20 protein-coding genes are annotated in these 19979 nt (G+C 63.1%); 13 read left to right on the top strand and 7 right to left on the bottom strand.

Features of this window, described 5'->3' with window-relative positions; all coding sequences use genetic code 11:
* Window positions 1-5: 5 nt before the first annotated feature.
* Both CLU94_RS14960 and CLU94_RS14955 read right to left on the bottom strand, forming a co-directional pair.
* Entirely contained in the window at window positions 6-680 is a 675-nt protein-coding gene (locus CLU94_RS14960; RefSeq protein WP_099666181.1) for a DUF1175 family protein, read from the bottom strand.
* Entirely contained in the window at window positions 677-2293 is a 1617-nt protein-coding gene (locus CLU94_RS14955; protein ID WP_099666180.1) for a DUF2138 family protein, read from the bottom strand. The genes CLU94_RS14960 and CLU94_RS14955 overlap by 4 nt, the downstream gene beginning before the upstream one ends.
* 134 nt (window positions 2294-2427) lie before the next feature.
* Here CLU94_RS14955 and CLU94_RS14950 point away from each other — a divergent pair, with 134 nt between their 5' ends.
* From CLU94_RS14950 to CLU94_RS14910, 9 genes are all read left to right on the top strand, one after another.
* Window positions 2428-3948, top strand: a complete 1521-nt coding sequence (locus CLU94_RS14950; protein WP_099666179.1) for a B12-binding domain-containing radical SAM protein — start codon at window positions 2428-2430, stop codon at window positions 3946-3948.
* A gap of 57 nt (window positions 3949-4005) precedes the next feature.
* The gene (locus tag CLU94_RS14945; RefSeq protein ID WP_099666178.1) at window positions 4006-5139 is read left to right on the top strand and encodes an MlaE family ABC transporter permease; all 1134 of its coding nucleotides are present in this window, start codon (window positions 4006-4008) and stop codon (window positions 5137-5139) included.
* Window positions 5139-6035 (top strand): ABC transporter ATP-binding protein, encoded by an 897-nt coding sequence (locus CLU94_RS14940; protein ID WP_099666177.1) that lies wholly within the window; start codon window positions 5139-5141, stop codon window positions 6033-6035. The genes CLU94_RS14945 and CLU94_RS14940 overlap by 1 nt, the downstream gene beginning before the upstream one ends.
* The gene (locus CLU94_RS14935; RefSeq protein ID WP_099666176.1) at window positions 6035-6994 is read left to right on the top strand and encodes an MlaD family protein; all 960 of its coding nucleotides are present in this window, start codon (window positions 6035-6037) and stop codon (window positions 6992-6994) included. The genes CLU94_RS14940 and CLU94_RS14935 overlap by 1 nt, the downstream gene beginning before the upstream one ends.
* Before the next feature lie 12 nt (window positions 6995-7006).
* On the top strand, window positions 7007-7630 hold the full coding sequence (locus tag CLU94_RS14930; protein ID WP_099666175.1) for an ABC-type transport auxiliary lipoprotein family protein: 624 nt from the start codon (window positions 7007-7009) through the stop codon (window positions 7628-7630).
* The gene (locus CLU94_RS14925; protein WP_099666174.1) at window positions 7627-8814 is read left to right on the top strand and encodes a VanZ family protein; all 1188 of its coding nucleotides are present in this window, start codon (window positions 7627-7629) and stop codon (window positions 8812-8814) included. The genes CLU94_RS14930 and CLU94_RS14925 overlap by 4 nt, the downstream gene beginning before the upstream one ends.
* Before the next feature lie 40 nt (window positions 8815-8854).
* Window positions 8855-9172 carry a (2Fe-2S) ferredoxin domain-containing protein gene (locus CLU94_RS14920; RefSeq protein WP_034781335.1) on the top strand — a complete coding sequence of 106 codons (318 nt, stop codon included), beginning with the start codon at window positions 8855-8857 and terminating at the stop codon, window positions 9170-9172.
* A 35-nt stretch (window positions 9173-9207) separates the two neighbouring features.
* Entirely contained in the window at window positions 9208-9861 is a 654-nt protein-coding gene (locus tag CLU94_RS14915) for an alpha/beta hydrolase (protein ID WP_070280179.1), read from the top strand.
* 114 nt (window positions 9862-9975) lie between these two features.
* Window positions 9976-11121, top strand: a complete 1146-nt coding sequence (locus CLU94_RS14910) for a D-alanyl-D-alanine carboxypeptidase family protein (protein WP_099668326.1) — start codon at window positions 9976-9978, stop codon at window positions 11119-11121.
* A 70-nt stretch (window positions 11122-11191) separates the two neighbouring features.
* Here CLU94_RS14910 and CLU94_RS14905 read toward each other — a convergent pair whose 3' ends face one another.
* Genes CLU94_RS14905 through CLU94_RS14895 form a run of 3 tightly spaced genes read right to left on the bottom strand, consistent with a single transcriptional unit; the run spans window position 11192 to window position 15122 of the window.
* Entirely contained in the window at window positions 11192-12589 is a 1398-nt protein-coding gene (locus CLU94_RS14905) for a cytochrome c (protein ID WP_099668325.1), read from the bottom strand.
* A 14-nt stretch (window positions 12590-12603) separates the two neighbouring features.
* A complete protein-coding gene (locus CLU94_RS14900; protein ID WP_257218818.1) occupies window positions 12604-14391 on the bottom strand; it encodes a GMC family oxidoreductase in 1788 nt (595 codons plus the stop codon).
* Window positions 14392-14429: 38 nt separating this feature from the next.
* Window positions 14430-15122: a gluconate 2-dehydrogenase subunit 3 family protein gene (locus CLU94_RS14895; RefSeq protein ID WP_099666172.1), complete on the bottom strand. Its 693-nt coding sequence runs from the start codon at window positions 15120-15122 to the stop codon at window positions 14430-14432.
* Window positions 15123-15352: 230 nt separating this feature from the next.
* Between CLU94_RS14895 and CLU94_RS14890 the strand changes: the two genes are divergently transcribed.
* Window positions 15353-15916, top strand: coding sequence for a TetR/AcrR family transcriptional regulator (locus CLU94_RS14890; RefSeq protein ID WP_218965297.1), 564 nt, complete (start codon window positions 15353-15355; stop codon window positions 15914-15916).
* 56 nt (window positions 15917-15972) lie between these two features.
* Complete coding sequence (locus CLU94_RS14885) at window positions 15973-16899, top strand: aldo/keto reductase (protein WP_099666171.1); 927 nt, start codon at window positions 15973-15975, stop codon at window positions 16897-16899.
* On the opposite strand, the gene pssA is transcribed toward CLU94_RS14885, so the two are convergent.
* Complete coding sequence (gene pssA / locus CLU94_RS14880; RefSeq protein ID WP_251351703.1) at window positions 16896-17636, bottom strand: CDP-diacylglycerol--serine O-phosphatidyltransferase; 741 nt, start codon at window positions 17634-17636, stop codon at window positions 16896-16898. The genes CLU94_RS14885 and pssA overlap by 4 nt on opposite strands.
* A gap of 269 nt (window positions 17637-17905) precedes the next feature.
* On the opposite strand from pssA, the gene CLU94_RS14875 reads away from it, so the two are divergent.
* Both CLU94_RS14875 and CLU94_RS14870 read left to right on the top strand, forming a co-directional pair.
* The gene (locus CLU94_RS14875; RefSeq protein WP_306558363.1) at window positions 17906-18859 is read left to right on the top strand and encodes a CAP domain-containing protein; all 954 of its coding nucleotides are present in this window, start codon (window positions 17906-17908) and stop codon (window positions 18857-18859) included.
* A 108-nt stretch (window positions 18860-18967) separates the two neighbouring features.
* Window positions 18968-19603 (top strand): Hpt domain-containing protein, encoded by a 636-nt coding sequence (locus CLU94_RS14870; protein ID WP_099666169.1) that lies wholly within the window; start codon window positions 18968-18970, stop codon window positions 19601-19603.
* 9 nt (window positions 19604-19612) lie between these two features.
* Here the strand turns inward: CLU94_RS14870 and CLU94_RS14865 are convergent, their stop codons facing one another.
* Entirely contained in the window at window positions 19613-19813 is a 201-nt protein-coding gene (locus CLU94_RS14865; RefSeq protein ID WP_077408887.1) for a hypothetical protein, read from the bottom strand.
* Window positions 19814-19979: the final 166 nt, after the last annotated feature.

Raw genomic sequence — 19979 nt, 5'->3', positions numbered from 1 at the left:
AAGCTTCATGACAGGAACGCCAGCCGGAACACACCGGCGAAATTCGGATTGTTGACCACAGGTTGCCACCGCGTGTCCTTCCAGCTCGTAAGTTCTTTGATATCGACGGTCCGCAGACCATTGTCGTCGGGGGTGACGGTGCCGGTGTGGTAGGCGATGCGCGCCCCCATCCAGACCATCAGGTGCTGTTCGTCGCCCTGGTCGAAAAACAGCAGGTCGCCGGGCAGCGCCTGGCTGATTTCGCGGGCGATGAAACGGCTGTTGTGCTGCACCAGCGCCAGCGCCGTGACGAAGTGGCCGACCGTGCCATCCGTCTGCACCCAGCGGTTGCGCAGGGCCGCCTGGGCCCCGCTCAATTCCAGCTCGGGCGGCAGGCGCCGGTCGCTGGCGATGCCGTTCGCGCGCAGCCATTTCGCGTCATGCACGGTGAGCGCCTCATTGACGGCAAAGCGCACGAGGCCCGCGCAATCGCGGTGCGTCCAGCGCGGCGACGGCCCTCGTTCGATCTGCACATTGACAATGCGCAACATCCAGGCCTGGAAGGCGCGGCTCTGGGCCTGCGACAGCTGCACTTGCGGATCGGCGGCCGCGCGCAGGGCCCACGCCCGGGGCGCAGCCACGGTGGCGGCGCAAGCCGCGAGCCAGCGCAAGGTGGCGCGGCGCGCGTGCCGCACCGTCATCGCGCAGTCTCCTGCCATTCCAGCGCTTCCCATGCGGTGCCGCTGGCTGGCTGCCGCTTGAGCACCATGCGCAGCGGCGGATATTTTTTCAAGGCGTTCAGGCGCGGCACCAGGTGTTCGTTGGCGGCCGCGCGCAGTACCGGTTCGTTATTCGCCGGCAGGGTATCGAAGGCTTCCAGCTGGATCAGCCGGGCCAGCGACGCGGGCGCGATCAGGCCGATGGTGTGCGCGCCATCGGGCAGCAGGTCGCTGGCGGCCGGCGCCTGCTTGCGGCGCACGGCCAGCACCTGGTCCACCAGCCTGCCGTCGGCCGAGAAGACAACCGTATTGCCGGCCACGGCCAGCGCCGGCGTGGACTGGCCCAGTGCCGTGGCGACGCTGCGCTCCCAGCGTACGAACTCACCTTTAGCATCCTTGCCGGTCGTCTTGCGCACGGGGTCCTTGCCGCCGATGGCCGCCTCGAACAGGCTGCCATATGCAGCGTCATCCCCGGCCTGCGCACTGCGCGTGGCGACAAACACCGGCGTATGCAGGCGCGACGTGCCGTACCAGCAGGCGGCGGCCGGCCCTTGCAAGTGCCCGGCCAGCGGCACCACCGGCTCGGAGGTCTTGCTCCCCAGGCGCTTGAGCACGGGCTGCAGCGCGGTCCAGTCCACCGGCACGCTGAAGCAGGCGCTGGGACTGTGCGGCAGCACGGGCCACAGGGCGCTGCTGTCATAGCCGCCGTTTTTCAGCTTGTCCGCATTGAGCAGCACCTTGGACTGCCAGGCACCCTGTTGAAAATCGAAGCGCAGCGCTTCGAGCGCGCCGAAGAAGGGCTGGTAGCCGAACGACAGGAAGTCCGCCTTGACGGCGATGCTGTGGCCCTCGGGCGCGGCGCCGTCGAGATGGAATTGCGCATGAAAGACGTTCTGTTTGGCCGCTTCCGGCGCCAGCAGGCTGGCCACGGTTTTCTCGGCCGTTCCATCGCCGCTCTTGCCGTCGCTGCCGCCATACAGCATGCCGGGATGGGACAGGATGACCAGGCGCTGGCCGTGCGCGGCAAACAGCAAGGTGCGCTGGTAGGCGTAGTTGAGCGCATACACGGGCACCTGGCCGCCATCGACGCGCAAGCTGCCGGCCACGCGCATTTGCGTATCCTTCAAGGCGATCTTGCCCGCTTCCTCGAGCAGGCGCGTCAGCTGGTTGCGCGACACGGCGATGGCGAAATGCTTGAGCGAGCCGTCGGCGTCGCGCCACAGGGCCACTTCCGCGGGCTGGTCCAGCACCATGCGCAGCAGCTGGTCGCCCCAGCCCAGTTCATGTTCGTAGGCGATGCGGCGCAAGCTGCCCTTGAGCCCCAGCCGGTCTTCGCTCTGCTCGTAATAGAACAGGAAATCCTCGCGCAGCACGTCGCGCGCCAGCGGTACCGTCAGCAAGTCGCGCGGCAAGGTCGACAGGCTTTTCGTGCGGACCAGCGCATCGGGCCTGGACAAGTCCAGCTTCAAGCCGTTGACCGGCCCCAGCATGCCCCAGCCGAAGACCCGGTAACCGACCAGCGCGGCAGCCACCACGGCCACGCCAGCCAGCGCCCCGAGCAGAACTTTCTTATTGAGTACTTTTTTCGCCAGCACCGTATATCCCTTTTACCCGCCGTAGCATTGACAAGTTAGTAATTATTGACAAATGGTAACATGGCATTTGTGGCCGCAGCGCACAGCTGACGCGACAGCGTAAAATAGCGGTTTCGCCGTTTCAATCGCCTCCCATGACCATCCTGCTCTCCACCCTGAACGCCCGCTATACCCACGCCTCGCTGGGATTGCGCTATTTGCTGGCCAATATGGGGCCGCTGCAAGCGCAGACGCGGCTGCAGGAATTCGTCATCGGCACGAAAACCACGGAACTGGTCGAACGCATCCTGCAAAACAAGCCGCGCATCATCGGTTTTGGCGTGTATATATGGAACGTCGAGGAAACGACGAAACTGGTGGCCATGCTCAAGCGCGTGGCGCCTGAAGTCATCATCGTGCTGGGCGGGCCGGAAGTGTCGCATGAGGCGGGCGAGCAAGAGATCGTCAAGCTGGCCGACTACCTGATCACGGGCTGGGGCGACGTCACCTTCCCCAAGCTGTGCGGCGAGATCCTGCACGGCCCGAAGCCGCTGATGAAGATCCACGCGGGCGTGCAAGCCCCGCTGGCGGAACTGCAACTGCCCTACTCCTTGTATACGGACGACGATATCCGCCACCGCACGATTTACGTGGAAGCGTCGCGCGGCTGCCCGTTCAAGTGCGAATTCTGCCTGTCGGCGCTGGACAAGACGGCCTGGCCCTTTGCGCTGGAGAACTTCCTGGCCGAGATGGAGTCCCTGCATGCGCGCGGCGCGCGCCTGTTCAAGTTCGTCGACCGCACCTTCAACCTGAACATCAAGACCAGCCTGAAGATCATGCAGTTCTTCCTGGACAAGATCGAGGCGAATCCGGACGATCCGATCTACGCCCACTTCGAGCTGGTGCCCGACCACTTGCCCGACGCCTTGAAGGAAGGCATCAGCAAGTTCCCGCCCGGCGCGCTGCAATTTGAAATTGGCATCCAGAGTTTCAATCCGGACGTGCAATCGCTGGTCAGCCGCAAGCAGGACAATCAAAAGGCGGCCGACAACATCCGCTGGCTGTGCGAAGAATCGAACGCCCACTTGCACGTGGACTTGATCGCCGGCTTGCCGGGCGAGGATGAAGCGAGCTTCGCGGCCGGTTTCAACAAGCTGGTGGCCCTGAAACCGCATGAAATCCAGTTCGGCATATTAAAACGGCTGCGCGGCACGCCCATCATCCGCCATACGGAAAACTATGGCATGGTGTTCGACCCGCACCCGCCGTACACCATCCTGGCGAACAAGCAGCTCGATTTCATGAGCATGCAGCGCCTCGTGCGCTTCGCCCGCTACTGGGACCTGGTGGCCAACTCGGGCCGCTTCGCCAATACGGTGCAATGGATGCTGGGCGATGCGCCGTTTGAAAACTTCATGGACTTTTCGAACTGGCTGTACGCCCACACGGACGCCACGCACCGCATCGCCATGGAGCGTCTGGCCAAGCTGGTGGCGCAATGGCTGCAGACGCGCGGCATGAGCGCGCTTGAAGCCAATGCCCTCGTGGCCAGCGACTATGCGGGCGGCGCGCAGGCGGCCGCGCACGCCAAGCCAGCCGAAGTGAGTACTAGCAATGCCAAGGTGCGCCCGGACATCGCCCTGCCGCAGCGGCAGGCACGCCACCTCGCGTCCTGAGGGGCCGGCGATTGAACAGCGGTGGCGGTCTGCGCCATTCTCCCTTAAACTGGCACGATGCCGACTGTACAATCGCCGAAACTGACCCTCTCCCAGACCAGCTCCCAACAGGGAGCCCTTGTCACTGCCAGCGGCACCTGGCAGGTGCACGCGCTGGCGCATGACAATGCGATCAAGGCCATCGAGGCCCAGCTCAAGCCCTTGCAGGGCGATGCGAAGGCGCAATGGGACCTGTCCGCCATCGACAGCATGGACCATATCGGCGCCCAGCTGTTCTGGAATGCCTGGGGCAAGCAGCGTCCCGCGCAACTGACCCTGGCGCCGTCGCAGGAAGAGTTTTTCCGGCGCATCGAAGAAACGGGGCCGCTGGCAACACCGCCCTCGCGCGCCAACCGCCTCACGCCCGTGATGAAGCTGGGCATGGCTATTTTGCTGTTTTTCCAACATTTGAAGGGTTTTATCGCCCTCGTAGGCCAGGTGACGCAGGATATCGGCCGCTTTGCGCGCCACCCCATGCGCGGGCCGTGGCGTGAAATTTCCGCCAATATCTTCCATGCGGGCTTCCAGGCGCTGGGCATCACGGCCCTCGTCGGCTTCCTGATCGGTGTCGTGCTGTCCTATCTGTCCGCGCAGCAACTGCGCGCCTTTGGCGGCGACATTTACCTGGTCAACCTGCTGGGCATGAGTGTCATCCGCGAACTGGGGCCATTGTTGGCCGCCATCCTCGTGGCCGGCCGCTCCGGTTCGTCCATCACGGCCCAGCTGGGCGTCATGCGCGTCACGGAAGAGCTCGACGCCATGCTGGTGATGGGCATTTCGCACGGTTTCCGCCTGATCATGCCGAAAGTGCTGGCCCTGGCCATTTCCATGCCCCTGCTCGTCATCTGGACGGATACGGCCGCGCTGATCGGCGGCATGGTGGCGGCCAAGGTGGAACTGAACCTGTCGGCGCGCTACTTCATCCAGAAGCTGCCGGACGCCGTGCCGCTGGCCAATTACATGATCGGCCTGGGCAAGGGCGTGATTTTCGGCATGCTGATCGCGCTGGTCTCGTGCCATTTCGGCCTGCGCATCAAGGCCAACACGGAAAGCCTGGGGCGCGGCACCACCACCGCCGTCGTCACGGCCATCACCGTGGTGATCCTGGCCGACGCCGTGTTCGCCATCGTCTTCAATGGAGTGGGCTACTGATGGCGGACGACACCAATATCGCTTGCGGCACGGGCAAGGAAGGCCAGTTCAACCTGCATGGCGACGCGCCCGTGGTGGAAATCACCAATCTGTGGACCAAGTTCGGCCGCACCGTCGTACACCAGGACTTGAACCTGGAAATCGAACGGGGCGAGATCCTGTCCATCGTGGGCGGCTCCGGCACGGGCAAGACGGTGCTGCTGCGCCAGATGCTGGGCCTGGAACATCCGGCGCGCGGATGCGTCAAAGTCTTTGGCGAAGATATCAACCAGGCAAGTTCCGACCAGCTGCAGCAATTGCGCAACCACTGGGGCATGCTGTTCCAGCAAGGCGCCCTGTATTCGGCCCTGACCGTGTTCGACAATGTGGCCCAGCCGATGCGCGAATTGCGCGTGCTGCCCGAGGCGCTGGTGCACGACGCGGTACTATTGAAGATGAATATGGTGGGCCTGGGTCCGGAACATGCGCTGAAAATGCCGTCGGACTTGTCGGGCGGCATGATCAAGCGCGTGGCCCTGGCGCGCGCCCTGGCGCTGGAACCAAAGCTGCTGTTCCTCGACGAGCCGACGGCCGGCCTGGATCCGGACCTGTCGGAAAGTTTCGTGTCCCTGATCCAGTCGCTGCACCGCGAACTGGGCTTGACGGTGGTGATGGTCACGCATGACCTCGACACTTTGTTCGCCCTGTCCACGCGCATCGCCGTGCTGGCGGAAAAACACGTGATCGCCATCGGCCCCACGCGCGAAGTGATCGAAGTCGACCACCCGTTCATCAAGCAATTTTTCCTCGGCGACCGCGGCAAGCGCGCGCTGGCCGTCCTCGACGAGAAACAGGCGGCCGGCAAGGCGGCGCAGCAGGGCGACGACGCCGGCACAGACAAGAAAGCGGAGAAGTAATGGAAAACAGATCACATGCCCTGATGACGGGATTTTTTACACTCACCCTGCTGGTGGCCGCCATCCTGTTCGGCGTCTGGTTCAACCGCGACCGCGTGGAACGGGTGCCGTACCTGCTCGCCACCACCCTGTCCGTGCCGGGCCTCAATCCGCAGGCGACCGTGCGCTACCGGGGCCTGGAAGTGGGCAAGGTCGACGCCATCGACTTCGACACGCAAAAAGCGGGACAGATCCTCGTGCACATCAGCGTGGCACCCGATACGCCCGTCACCAACACCACCTTTGCCACCCTGGGCTACCAGGGCGTGACGGGCATCGCCTACATCCAGCTCGACGACGAGCACGTGGGCTCGACACTGCTGGGCACCAGCAAGGACAAGCCCTCGCTGATCCCCCTGCGCGCGGGCTTGCTCGACCAGCTGGAAAAACGCGGCAAGCGCATCCTCGACCAGGCCGAACAGATCACCAACAAGGTGAATAACCTGCTCAGCCCCGACAACCAGGCGGCCATGCTGGGCGCCTTCAACGAAGTGGGCAAGGCGGCCAAGGCCTTCGGCGCCATTCCCCAGCAGCTGGAACCGACCCTGACGCAATTGCCGCAGCTGACGGAACAAACGCGCCAAACCTTGACGGCCGTCAGTACGGCCAGCAAGAACGTGTCGGACCTGACGGCCACGTGGAAAAAGCTGGGCAACGATATCCAGGCGCCCGGCGGCGTGCTCGAGAAGGTCAATGGCACGGTCGACCGGGTCGGCAATTCCGTGGAAACGGTGGCGAATGGCGTATCGCTGGAAGTCTTGCCGCAGGTAATCGAGCTAAGCGGCGAGGCGCGTTCCTCGATGCGCGCCCTGAAAACCACCATGAGCACGCTCAATGAACAGCCGCAGAGCATCTTGTTCGGCGCCCCAGACATTCCGCCCGGTCCGGGCGAGCCCGGTTTTTCGGCGCCGGGCAAATAAGGAGATTGCACGATGAACTTCCCCCGCTTTTCCCCTGTCAGCGTGCTGGCCCTGGCCACGGCATTGTTGCTCGGCGGCTGCGCCAGCCGCGGCCCCGTCCCCACTTTCTATGACTTCGGCCCGCCGGCGCCGCAGGCGGCGGCAGTACAACCGGCCGCGCCCGCCGTGCCCGTGCTGGTGATCGCCGACGCCAACGGCCCATCCTGGCTGGACAGCCAGCGCATGTATTACCGATTGCTGTACGCCGACGCGCAGCAATCGCGGCCGTACGCCTACAACCGCTGGAACACGCCGCCGCTGCAGCTGCTGAGCCAGCGCCTGAAGACGCGCGTGGCGCAAAGCGGCGTGAAAGTGCTGTCGACCACGGACGCGGCCGCCGGCATGCCCCTGCTGCGCATCGACGTCGATGATTTTTCGCAAAACTTCGATACGCAGACGCAGAGCAGCGGCCACGTGTCGCTGCGCGCCTCGCTGTTCCGCGGCCACCGCCTGATCGACCAGAAAACCTTCAGCCGCAGCGACCCGGCAAGCAGCGCCGACGCGCAAGGGGGCGCGCAGGCGCTGGCGGCGGCCTCGGACGCCATCGCCGCCGACCTGCTGACCTGGCTGGGCACGCTGACCATCCCGAAAGAATGACGGCGCCAGCTTCCCCCGCCAGTCCGGCGGCACCACTGCCGCCCGCCCGCTCCTCGCCCGTGTCGCGCGCGACCCTGCTCGCCTACGTCTTCCTGATCGTGTACGCCAGCTGGTTTCCATTCACGGGCTGGCACAGCAATGGCTTGTCGCCGCTGACGTTCCTGGAAAACACGCGCATGCCCCGTTACTGGACGGGCTTCGACGTGGGCATCAACGTCGTCGGCTACATCCCGCTGGGCGCCTTGATCGTGTATTCGCTGTTTCCAAGGATCACAGGTTTCTTTGCAGTCATCGTCGCCAGCCTGTGCGGCGTGTTGATTTCCGGCAGCATGGAAGCCGTGCAAACCTATCTGCCCAGCCGCGTTTCGTCGAACCTGGACTTTTATACGAACTCGGCCGGCTGCTTCATCGGTTCCCTCATCGGCGCCTTGACGGCGCGCAAGCTGCTCGACCATAGCCATTTGTACCGCCTGCGCCAGCGCTGGTTTGCCCAGCACGCCAGCCAGGGCCTGGTGCTGGTGGCCCTGTGGCCGCTGGCGCAGATCTATCCGCAAGGCTATCTGTTCGGCCTGGGCCAACTGCTGCCCATCCTGTCGGACTGGCTGTCGCGCCTGGCGGGCATGGAGATCGACCTGGCCACCTACCTGCGTCCCGACGTGATCTTGACTGTCGAGCAATATTGGCTTTCAGAAACCATCATCACGGCCTGCGGCATGACGGGCGCCGTGCTTACCTTGCTGTGCCTGCTGCGCCGCGCCGCGCCCCGCGCCGTGCTGATGCTGATCCTCATCGCCGCCGCCCTGACCGTGCGCTCGATGGCCAGCGCGTTGCTGTTTTCGCCGGAAAACGCCTTCGTCTGGATCACGCCGGGCGCCCAGGGCGGTTTCCTGATCGGCCTGATCATGCTGGGCGGCCTGGCGTTCGCGCCGCACGTGGCGCAACGCCGCATCGCGGCCGCCACCTTGCTGCTGAGCCTGGTAATGGTGAATACGACGCCGATCAACCCGTATTTCATGTCGACCTTGCAAGGTTGGGTGCAAGGCAAGTTCCTCAACTTCAATGGCGCGGCGCAATTCCTCGCCTTGCTGTGGCCCTTCATGGCCCTGTGGTTCCTGTGCCTGCCCTCGCACCGCCTGAACCGGCAGGAAGACGCGCAGCGCCAGCGTCGCGAAGACCACCCATAAGCGTTATCATGGCGCATTGATGAATCAGCAGGAGCATAGTATGAGCGACGCACCGTATTTTGAACGCCACGTTTTTTTCTGCATGAATAAACGTGAAGACGGCCGCAACAGCTGCGGCGACCATGGCGCGGAAGCGGCGCAAAAGCATTGCAAGCGCCGCATCAAGGAGCTCGACATGAATGGCGCGGGCAAGATCCGCATCAACCAGGCCGGCTGCATGGACCGCTGCGAAGAAGGCCCGTTGCTGGTGATCTACCCGGAAGCGACCTGGTACACCTATGTCGACACCAGCGATATCGATGAAATCATCGATACGCACCTGGTGGGCGGCAAAATTGTCGAACGCCTCAAGATTTAATGCCAATTTAAGAGATACCCACCAGTATGAGCATCATGAACAGAAACTCGGAAAAATTTACCCTCGCCGGCCATGCAGGCAGCATGGAAGGCTTGCTCGATTTCCCGGCAGACACTCCGCGCGGCATCGCCCTCGTTGCCCACCCGCACCCGCTGTACGGCGGCACGATGGATAACAAGGTCACGCAAACCCTGGCGCGTGCGTTTGTCGCGCTCGGTTACGTCGTGGCGCGCATCAACTTCCGCGGCGTGGGTGCTTCCGAAGGCGTGCACGACCATGGCGCGGGCGAGACGGACGACATGCAGTTGCTGTATGAACACATGCGCGGCCTGTATCCGGGCTTGCCCGTGGCCTTGTCCGGTTTCTCGTTCGGCACCTTCGTGCAATCGAAACTGCAGGAGCGCCTGGCCGCCGCCGGCACGCCCGCCGAGCGCCTGGCGCTGATCGGCAGCGCGGCCGGCAAGTGGGCCATGGCGGACATTCCCGCCGACACCATCCTGATCCACGGCGAACTGGACGACACGATTCCCCTGTCCGCCGTCTTCGACTGGGCCCGTCCACAAGACATTCCCGTGATCGTGATCCCCGGCGCCGACCACTTTTTCCACCGCAAGCTCAATCACATCAAGAACCTCGTGATTGCCCTGTGGCATGGTGACAAACCCGCAATAGCAGCAGATGATCATTGAAGTGTGGGCTTACTAGCGCCTCCACGGCTATAATTGATCCGTTTTTTCCACGCGGCCATGCAGGTAGCAACAGCATGGCCCTCAGCCTTCATCTTTTTCTCGCAGACCAGCCCCATGAAAAAACTTTTAGCGGCACTGGCCTCCAGTGTATTGTTCTTTTCCGCCGCCTACGCCCAGAGCGTTCCAGCCCCGACCATCGCCGCCAAGTCCTGGCTGTTGCTTGACGCCACCAGTGGCCAGATCATTGCTTCGCAAGATCCGGACGCGCGCATCGAGCCGGCTTCGTTGACCAAGATCATGACGGCTTACCTGACGTTTGCCGCCATCCGCGAAAAGAAACTGGCGCTGGACCAAAAAGTGAATGTGTCCGTGCGTGCCTGGAAAGTCGATTCGAGCAGCTCGAAGATGTTCATCGACCCGGCCACGCCCGTGTCGATCGACGACTTGCTGCACGGCCTGATGATTCAATCGGGTAACGATGCCGCCGTGGCCCTGGCTGAAGCCGTTGCCGGCGATGAAGGCACCTTCGTCGTGCTGATGAACCGCGAAGCGCAACGCATGGGTCTGAAAAACACGCGTTTTGCCAATCCGCATGGCTTGCCTAGCCCCGATAACTATTCCACAGCGCAAGACCTGTCCGTGTTGGCCAAGCGCGTGATCGCCGACTACCCGGAATTCTACAAAATCGATTCCGTGAAAAGCTTTACGTACAACAAGATCACCCAGCCTAACCGCAACCGCCTGCTGTGGCTGGACCCAACCGTGGACGGCATGAAGACGGGCCACACGGAAGCGGCCGGCTATTGCATGATCGCCTCGGCCCGCCGTCCAGGCGGCACGGGCGAGCGCCGCCTGATCTCCGTGGTGCTGGGCACCACGTCGGACCAGGCCCGCACGCAGGAAAGCCAGAAGCTGCTGAACTGGGGCTTCCAGAACTTCGATACGGTCAAGCTGTACTCGAAAGGCCAGGCAGTGGCCACGCCGGAAGTGTGGAAGGGCTCGAAAGGCACCGTGAAAATCGGTTTCGCCCGCGATGTGCTCGTCACCGTACCAAAAGGCACGGCTGCCAAGATGAAACCTGTGCTGGAACGCAAGGACCCGCTGGTCGCGCCACTGGCTGAAAACGCGCCTGTCGGCAAACTGAAAATGATGGTCGACGACAAGGTCCTGCTGGAACTGCCGGTCGTTGCACTGGAAACCATCAACCAGGCCACGATCTTCGGCCGCGCCTGGGATTCGATGCGCCTGTGGTTGAAATAAGCAGTTAGCGTTCCCCATAAAAAATGCCCGCAGATGCTGCGGGCATTTTTTTCGTCTTGCGTTACGTCAATTACTTCGCCGGCACATCCTTCAAGTGCGGCTGGCGCGCCACGGGCGGGAAGGTGCCGTGGCGGCCTGCCGCAAACGTCGCTTCCGTCTGCGATGGCTCCACCGGCACGGATACCTTGCGCACCTTGGCCACCTGCGCCGCCGTCACGGGCGTGCCGCGGTTGCCCCAGCTGGTCTGGATGAAGGTCACCACCTGCGCAGTCTGCTCATCGTTGAAGATGTCGGCATACGGCGCCATCGTCAGCGCCGACGGCGCCGTGCGCGTGGCGGGCACGGCGCCGCCCGACAGCACGATGTTGATGGCTGACGTGGGATCGTTCGTCTGCAGCACGGCATTGCCGGCCAGCGCAGGGAAAGCCTTGTCGTAGCCCTTGCCGTCGGAACGGTGGCAACCGGCGCAACGGTCCAGGTATAGCTGCGCGCCCGTGGAATTGACGATGCCGCTGAACAATTGCTTGCCCAGCTTGTCGTCCGCCACGAACGCCGGCGTGGCCGGGTTCGATGGCGGCAGGGATTTCAGGTATTTCGCCATCGCCGCCAGGTCGCCATCCGTCATGTGCTGCATGGAATGGGCCACCACGTCGTTCATGGCGCCGAACGAGGCCGTATGGCTGTTGCGGCCCGTTTTGAGGAATTCGGCGATCTCCGCCGCGCTCCAGCGCGCCAAACCGCCGCCGTGTTCATTGCGCAAAGATGGCACGGACCAGCCGTCGATCACGCCGCCGCCCGCCAGGAAGGTGGTATTGCCCTCGTCCGTCAGCGATTTTTCCTGCATGCCCACGCCGCGCGCCGTATGGCAGGCGCCGCAGTGGCCCAGGCCCTGCACCAGGTAGGCGCCGCGCAGCAATTGCGCGTCGCCCGTGACCGGCGTTTTATACGGCTGCGGCGTGGGAGCGAAGGCCCAGCGCCAGATGGTCAAGGGGAAACGCATCGACAATGGCCACGGGATGTCGGCCGCCTTGTTCGGTGTCGGGTCCGCCTTCACGCCATGCATGAAATAGGCATACAGCGCCTGCATGTCCGCCTCGCTCAGGCGCGAGTACGACGGATACGGCATGGCCGGATACACGGTATAGCCGTGCTTGGTCACGCCCGTGCGCATCAGCTTGTCGAAATCGGCAAAGCTCCAGTCGCCGATGCCGGCCTTCTTGTCCGGCGTGATGTTGGTGGAATACACCTTGCCGATCGGCGTTTCCATGCCCAGGCCGCCCGCGAACGGATGGCCTTTCGTGCCGGCCGTATGGCAGGCGATGCAGTCGCCGGCGCGGGCCAGGTATTCGCCCTGGCGTATCAGCTGGGCGTTCGGAGTGGTGGCAGCGGCCGTGGTGGCGGACCAGGCAGTGCCGGAGGCGAGCGCCAGCAGCAGCGCGCCCACGGTATGGGTGAATGTGTTGTTCATCTTCTTGTTCTTTATCAAGCGACCAGGGGACGGGGATCTTTCAGGTATTGCTCGCGGATGGCCTTGGCCGACCAGTAGGTCAGCGCGCAAGCGAGGCCAGTCGGGTTGTAGCCGATGCCGACCGGGAACACGCTGGAGCCGACGGCAAACACGTTGTGCACGTCCCAGCTCTGCAGGTAGCGGTTGACGACGCTGGTCTTGCGGTCCGCGCCCATGGCCGTGCCGCCCGCCCAGTGGGTGGTCTGGTAATTGCGCAAGTCGAGGTGGTCGCCCACGTTCTTGACGGACACCTTGATAGCTTCCGGATTCATGGCCTCGGCCACCTTCATCATCTTGTCGGTGACGAAACGGCTCATCTTGATGTCGTTTTCCTTCCAGTCAAAGGTAAAGCGCAGCAATTGCTGGCCATACTTGTCCGTGTAGGTGGGGTCGAGGTCGACATAGCAGTCGCGATACGTCATGTTGGCGCCGTGACAGTCGAAGGAGACCGTGTTCAGGTAGCTCTTCTTGACGGCCTTTTTCCAGGCCGAACCCCAGGCGGGCGTGCCGTCCGGCGTGGCAATGCCGGAAATTGGCTTGGAGCCGGCCGGGTTGCACCAGGCGGGCGAGCCGCCGACAAAACCCAGCGGGCCATGGTCGAAGTTGTCGCCATTCCAGTCGTCGAGCGCGACGCCGGTGCCGCCGGCGCCGATGAAGGGGTTCGTGTTCGTGTCTTCCTTGAAGAAGGTCTGGATGGTGGACATCATCTGGTAGGCGATGTTGCGTCCCACCACGCCTTCATTGCTGACGGGGTCATATGGCTTGCCAATGCCCGACAACAGGAACAGGTGCGCATTGTTGTAGGCAAAGGCGCTGGCGATGACCAGGTCGGCCGGCTGCTCGACGGCCTTGCCGTCCGCATTGATGTAGGTCACGCCCGTCGCGCGTTTTTTGCTGCCGTCGAGGTTGATGCGCACGACGTTGCAGTTGGCGCGCAATTCGAAATTGGCCACCATGCGCAGGGCCGGCATGATGTTGACGTTGGGCGAAGCCTTGGAATAGTTGTAGCAGGCATAGCCGGAGCAGAAGCCGCAGAAGTTGCACGGCCCCATCTGGCAGCCGTACGGGTTCGTGTACGGGCCGGATGCGTTCGACGAAGCGTTGACGAACGGGTGGTAGCCGACGGCCTTGGCCGCGCGGCGGAACAGTTCGGCCGTGTACGGCACTTTTTGCGGCGCCAGCGCGTAATTGTCGGAGCGGTCGCCCTCGAACACATTGCCGTCGCCGACGACGATGCCGTTGACCTTATATGCCTGGCCCGAGGTGCCGAAGACTTTTTCCACAAAATCGAAGTGCGGCTCCAGCTCGGCGTAGGTCACGCCAAAGTCCTGGATCGTCATGCCTTCGGGGATGAATTTCTTGCCGTAGCGGCGTTCGTAGTGGCTGCGGATTTGCAGCTCTTCCGGCAAGACGCGCCAGTGCATGCCCGACCAGTGCAAGCCCGCGCCGCCCACGCCCGTGCCGGGCTTGAAGGCGCCGATCTGGCGGTAGGGCACGGCCACGCCCGTGATGCTGTGGCGGAAGGTGAACGTGCTTTTCGACATATCCTGGAACAGCTTGCTGCGCTGGATGTAGGTCAGCTCGTCGAGGGTCTTCGGATAGGCGCCGTCGGGATAGGTGTCGCGGTACTCGCCGCGTTCCAGCGCGACCACGTTCAGGCCCGCTTCCGTCAATTCCTTGGCCATGATGGCGCCGGTCCAGCCGAAGCCGACAATCACGGCATCGACAGGCTTCATTTTTACATCTGGTTTGATATCACTCATGATGGTTTTTCTTTTTCTTTGATCTGCTACAAAAAGTCTTATGCGATAGAAACAGGGGGCAGCGGGTATTTCTTCCCATACTGTTCCACCCAATCCATGTAGTCGGCGCGCGCGCCGGGGAAACCGACCATCTTCCAGGCCAGCATGTCCTTGTTGCCGCCGTGCACGGGATCGCAAAAGTAACCTTCGCGCGTGTTTTGCAGCAACTGGTTGAAGAAGACCTTGGCCGGCACTGCGCCGATGTCCAACGTTCCCTTTTGCAATTGCGTGATGACGGCGTCGCGCTCGGCCCCGTTCAGCTGCACGAACGGCTTGCCCGACTGTTTATGGACGGCTGCGTTGACGCCGGCCAGGGCGCTCTTGTACAGCTCGCGCGGCGCCATGTGGAACTGGTAGCCGAACTGTTCGATCGACGGCACGAACGGTCCCTGCATGTACCACAGCGCGCCATACGCGTAGGGCGTGTTCATCTGCGCATCGATGAATTCATGCGCGCCCGATTCCAGCGCGCCCGGCCCTTCGCCGTCGGCGGGGATCAGGCGGTCGACCAGCGCCGTCAGGGTGGCCCATTCGGTGGCGTCGAAAAAGCGCGGTTTGTAGGCAGGCTGGTCCTTGGAGACGGCCATGGCCAGACCGCCGCCGGCGCCGGCCAGCAAGGCCACGGCAGGCGCGGCGCCGACGGCCTTGCGCAGGAAGTTACGCCGCTGGGGCGAAATCCCGATGATTTTCATAGGTTTTCCTCAGGCGGCACGAGCCGCCACAGTGATGGATGTGGAAGTCAGAAAGAAAATGCGGACATGCGCCGCGGAGAGTGCAGATTTCACGTAGAGATGACTGGAGTATCGCGGCGCGGCATACCTGCCTGTCGGTTAATTGATCAGGATGATTGACAAGCAGTTGCTTTGCATTTACGGTGCGCATCGTACCATAATTAAAAGAAACATTCAGAGACAGGTTAGACGTGATCAAAAAAGAGGCAGTGGCGCGTGGCCGCCCGCGCAAGGCGGGTGTGGAAGATGCGGTATTGGAAGCGATCGTCATGCTGGTGCGCCTGCATGGGCTCGACGCGGTGACGATACAGATGGTGGCCGACGCTGCCGGCGTGGGGCGCCAGACGATCTACCGGCGCTGGCCGCGCCGCGAAGACATGCTGCTCGACGCGCTCGTCAAGCGCACGGCGGAAAAGCTGCAGCGCGCGCTCGACATGCCGGACGGCCAGGAAATCGAGGCGATCTGCGCGCGCATCTTCGACAACCTGAACGCCGACGGCCGCTTCACCTGCGATCTGCTGGTGCTGATCCACAACGATGCGGCGGCGCAACTGCGCTTTCGCGAGCAGATCGTCGCGCCGTGGATCAGCCTGGTGGTGCAGCGCCTGCTCAACATCGGCGTGCGCGCCGACCTCGACCTGCGCCTGTTCGCCTTCATGCTGCAATCGGCGCTCGTGTACCAGATGCAGCTGGGCGGCCAGCTCGATGCGGCCTTGCAGGAGCGGTGTTGCCGCTTTATCCGCAGCATGCTCTAGATTAGCTGGCTATAATCGTGGCGAGTCCCCTCACGCCACCATCAGAAAGCCAGCCCATGAGCCATGTATTTCCCGCCAGCCTGCAAGCGCCGCGCAGCCGTTTGAGCAGCAACGGTCCCGAACTGTCGCGCATCGTCGCCGGCATGTGGCGCATCGGCGAGTGGAATATGTCTGCGCAGCAACGCCTGGCCTTCATCGAGCAATGCCTGGCGCTGGGCGTATCGAGCTTCGACCATGCCGACATCTATGGCGATTACAGCGCCGAAGGCCTGTTCGGCGAAGCGCTGGCCCTGCAGCCGGGCTTGCGCGACAAGATGGAGCTAGTCAGCAAATGCGGCATCAAGCTGCTGTCGCCGCACCGTCCCGGCCATGCCATCCAGCATTACGACACGAGCGCGGCGCACATCACCAGTTCCGTGGAACACACCTTGCTCCAGTTGCAGACGGACCGCCTGGACTTGCTGCTGATCCACCGTCCCGACCCGCTGATGGATTTCGACGAGATCGCCGGCGCCTTCACGCAATTGAAAGCGGCGGGCAAGGTCTTGCACTTTGGCGTGTCGAATTTCAGCCGCCACCAGTTCGAGTGCCTGCACCGGCGCTTCCCGCTGGTGACGAACCAGGTGGAATTTTCGCCGCTGCACGTGACGCCGCTGTTCGATGAAACCTTCGACGGCTTGCAGGACGTGGGCGTGGCGCCGATGATCTGGTCGCCGCTGGCGGGCGGACGGCTGTTCCAGGGCGGCGATGCGAATGTGGAGAACTTGCGCAATGTCATCAAGCAGATCGCGGATGAACTGCAGCGTCCGTTTGCCAGCGTGGTATTCGCCTGGATCATGCAACTGCCATGCCGCCCCCTGCCGCTGACGGGCACGGGCCGCATCGAAGCCGTGGGCGTGGCCGTGGAAGGCACGCAATTTGCGCTCAGCCGCAGCGACTGGTTCGCCATCCTGCGCGCCGCGCGCGGGCACGAGGTGGCTTAGTCTATCTCGTCAGGGTCGTTGAATACCTGCGGCAACGCAATACCCCGCCAGCCCAGGTGCCACGCCAGGTTGAGCAGCAGGGTGGCGGCGATGTAGACGGCGAAGAACAGCGCGAAGAAGCTGGTCTTCAGCCACACCAGCAGGGCGACGGCGACGATCAGCACCAGCAGCGCGGCCAGGCTTTTCTTTTGCTTGGAGCTGGGGAAACGCAAGGTCGACACCATCAGGCTGCCCACGCCCACCAGCAATAGCATCAGCAGATAGCTGTGCAGCATGGAATCGATGGGCGCCGGCCAGGCCACCACGACGGCCGCCACGCACGCGGCCCCGGCCGTGATCGGCATGCCGACGAAATACAGGGGATCGGTCCGTCCCACGTTCACATTGAAGCGCGCCAGGCGCATGGCGCCGCACGCGACAAAGAAGAAGCTGGCCATGCCGCCAAAGCGCAGCAGCAGCGGATCGTGCACGCCCATCTGCACGAAGCCATAGCAGTACAGCAATACGGCCGGGGCGCAGCCGAAATTCATCACGTCGGCGATGGAATCGAGCTGCACGCCGAACTGCGAGCTGGTATTCGTCAGGCGCGCCACGTAGCCGTCGAGCGCGTCGAACACGCCGGCCAGCACCAGCAGCGCCGCCGCCAGCCGGTAGGCATCCGCGTCGCCGACAGTCGCGTTATCGACGGAAATGACGATGCTGGCAAAACCGCAGGCTATCGAAAGCAAAGTCACCATGCTGGGCAAGGCGTATTTGGCGCGCTGCAGGCGCGACTTGGGCAATGTGTTCAAATTTGTGGGCAATCAAAGTAGCGGAAATGAGGCAACGCAGCGGCAAACGCTGCACTATGCTCATTCTACCCTGTGCAGCTGCGGCACCGTCTGCGCACAAGCACGCGACATATCTTGTCATCGATGCTCTACGGCACATAAAAATGCCTTAGAATCGTTTCACAGGGCAGCACGCCGGCCCCCACCGCTGCCCGCCTACCTATACAGGAGTCAACTTGATTGTCTCGTCACTGCGTTGGAAGTACTGGATACCCGCCCTGCTGAGTGCAGCCCTGCTGAGCGCCTGTGGCGGCGGCGATAACGGCGGCAAGACGTCGCTGAACACCTCGACCCAGGCCGGGCAGCTGACACAGGAGCCGGGCGCTCCCGTCCTTAGCAACAATATCGCCACCGATGGTTTCAACTGGATCAATTACCGGCGCAGCCAGATCGGCCTGGCGCCGCTGGTGCGCAATAGCCAGATCGACAACGCGGCACTCGGCCACTCCAATTATCTGAACAGCAATAATGTGGTGGTGCACAATCAAGTCAAAGGCAAGCCCGGCTTTACCGGCGAAACACTGTATGACCGCCTGACCGCGTCCGGCTATGGCGTCACTTCCGTCTGGGGCGAAGTCATCGCGGGCATGGCGACCAATTCCGGTTTCTACATGGCGGAAAACCTGATCACGGCCGTGTATCACCGCTTCCTCATCTTTGAACCGGTCTTCAAGGAAGGCGGCGCCGGTGCGGCCGTCAACACCAGCGGCTATGCGTATTTCACCACCGACCTGGCGGGCAACAGCCGCTACGGTCCCGGCTTGCCGGCCGGCCAGATCGTCAGCTACCCGTTCGACGGACAGACCAAGGTCGCCACCAGTTTCGCCAGCAATGAAGAGGAACCCGATCCCGTGCCCAACCAGGACGTGGTCGGCTACCCCATCAGCGTCCATGCGAATTTCGACGCCACCCTCAGCGTGACGACATTCACCGTGCGCCAGCGTGGCGCCGGCGCGGACCTGGCGGTACGCCTGCTCAGCAAGGAAACCGATGCCGTCAATACATCGCGCTCGGTGGCCGCCATCATCCCGCTGGCCCCCCTGCTGGCGGCCACCACCTATGACGTGAGTTTCATCGGCAAAGTCAATGGCGCGAGCGTCACGCGCAGCTGGTCATTCACGACGCGTTAGTCTGGCAGCGTCTGCCAAGCGGACGCAGTAGCGAGGGCAACTGGATGTAAAATAGTGGATATTGCATGAATGCAATTGACAAGTTTTGGGGCCCTCTGCACACCAGGCATGATGAAACCACACGCCACTTGCGATGATGATGCCGCCCTCGCGGCATCCGACATGGTCCGGATTCTCGATGTCGAGAACGGACTGGGCCGCATCATGGGCGACCGCATCCTGTACCTGAAAATCCTGCGCCGCTTCCTGCATGACCACGGCACCACGCCGTGCCAGATCCGCGCCGAATTCGACACGGGCAACTATGCCTCCGCGCGCCTGAAGGCGCATACCTTGAAGGGCGCCGCCGGCATGATCGGCGCGCACCACGTGCACGGCCTGGCGGAGACGCTGGAGTCGGCACTGCGCGCGCAGGCGCCCGACCTGGCCCGGCAGATGCTGCAGCTGGAACTGGCGCAAGATCAATTGCTGGGCGCGGTCAGCAGCATGCTGGGCACGCCGGAGGCGACCCACACGGCGGCGCAGGACGTGGCGCCCGATCCGGCCGCGCCCGCCATCCAGCTGCTGCTGGCACGCCTGGCCAGCCACCTGCGCGAAGGCGACGGCGCGGCCATCGACATCCTGGAAAACTCGGCCAGCCTGCTGGCGGCCAGCCTGGGCGTGCACGTCTACCAGGAAGTGGCGGCTGCCGCACATGAGTTCGACTACGACGGCGCGCTGGCGGCGCTGCTGCGGCGCCGCTAATTACCGAACTCAAGGGTGGTATTGCGCCTCTTCCGCGTAAGCCATGCCACAGCTCTTGCCGCAAAAGCGGCGCACGGCGTCGAGCGGCTTGTCGCAGTACCAGCACGCGCCTTTCGGCGGCAAGGTGGCGATCAATTCCGGCATGGCGGGCAATCGTCGCGCCACGACCTCATCCCCGCATTCCACGACATCCGGCTGTTTGCTGTCCATGGCGCTTCCTTTCCTAGCGGCACTTCAAGGCCGCTCAGCAAGATTACGTCAGCGCAGTTTGAAGCCCATGACATTTCTCAACGGCGGCCACGCTTGCCCCATCGGCGCCTTGAAATTTCCAAACGACAACGTTGTCACTTCACACTACAATCGGTGTTCCGTCCAC

Origin of the sequence: Janthinobacterium sp. 13, from assembly GCF_002749695.1 — a bacterium.
GTDB classification, from domain to species: Bacteria; Pseudomonadota; Gammaproteobacteria; order Burkholderiales; family Burkholderiaceae_D; genus Janthinobacterium; species Janthinobacterium kumbetense.
This window is presented reverse-complemented; position numbering and strand designations above follow the sequence as displayed.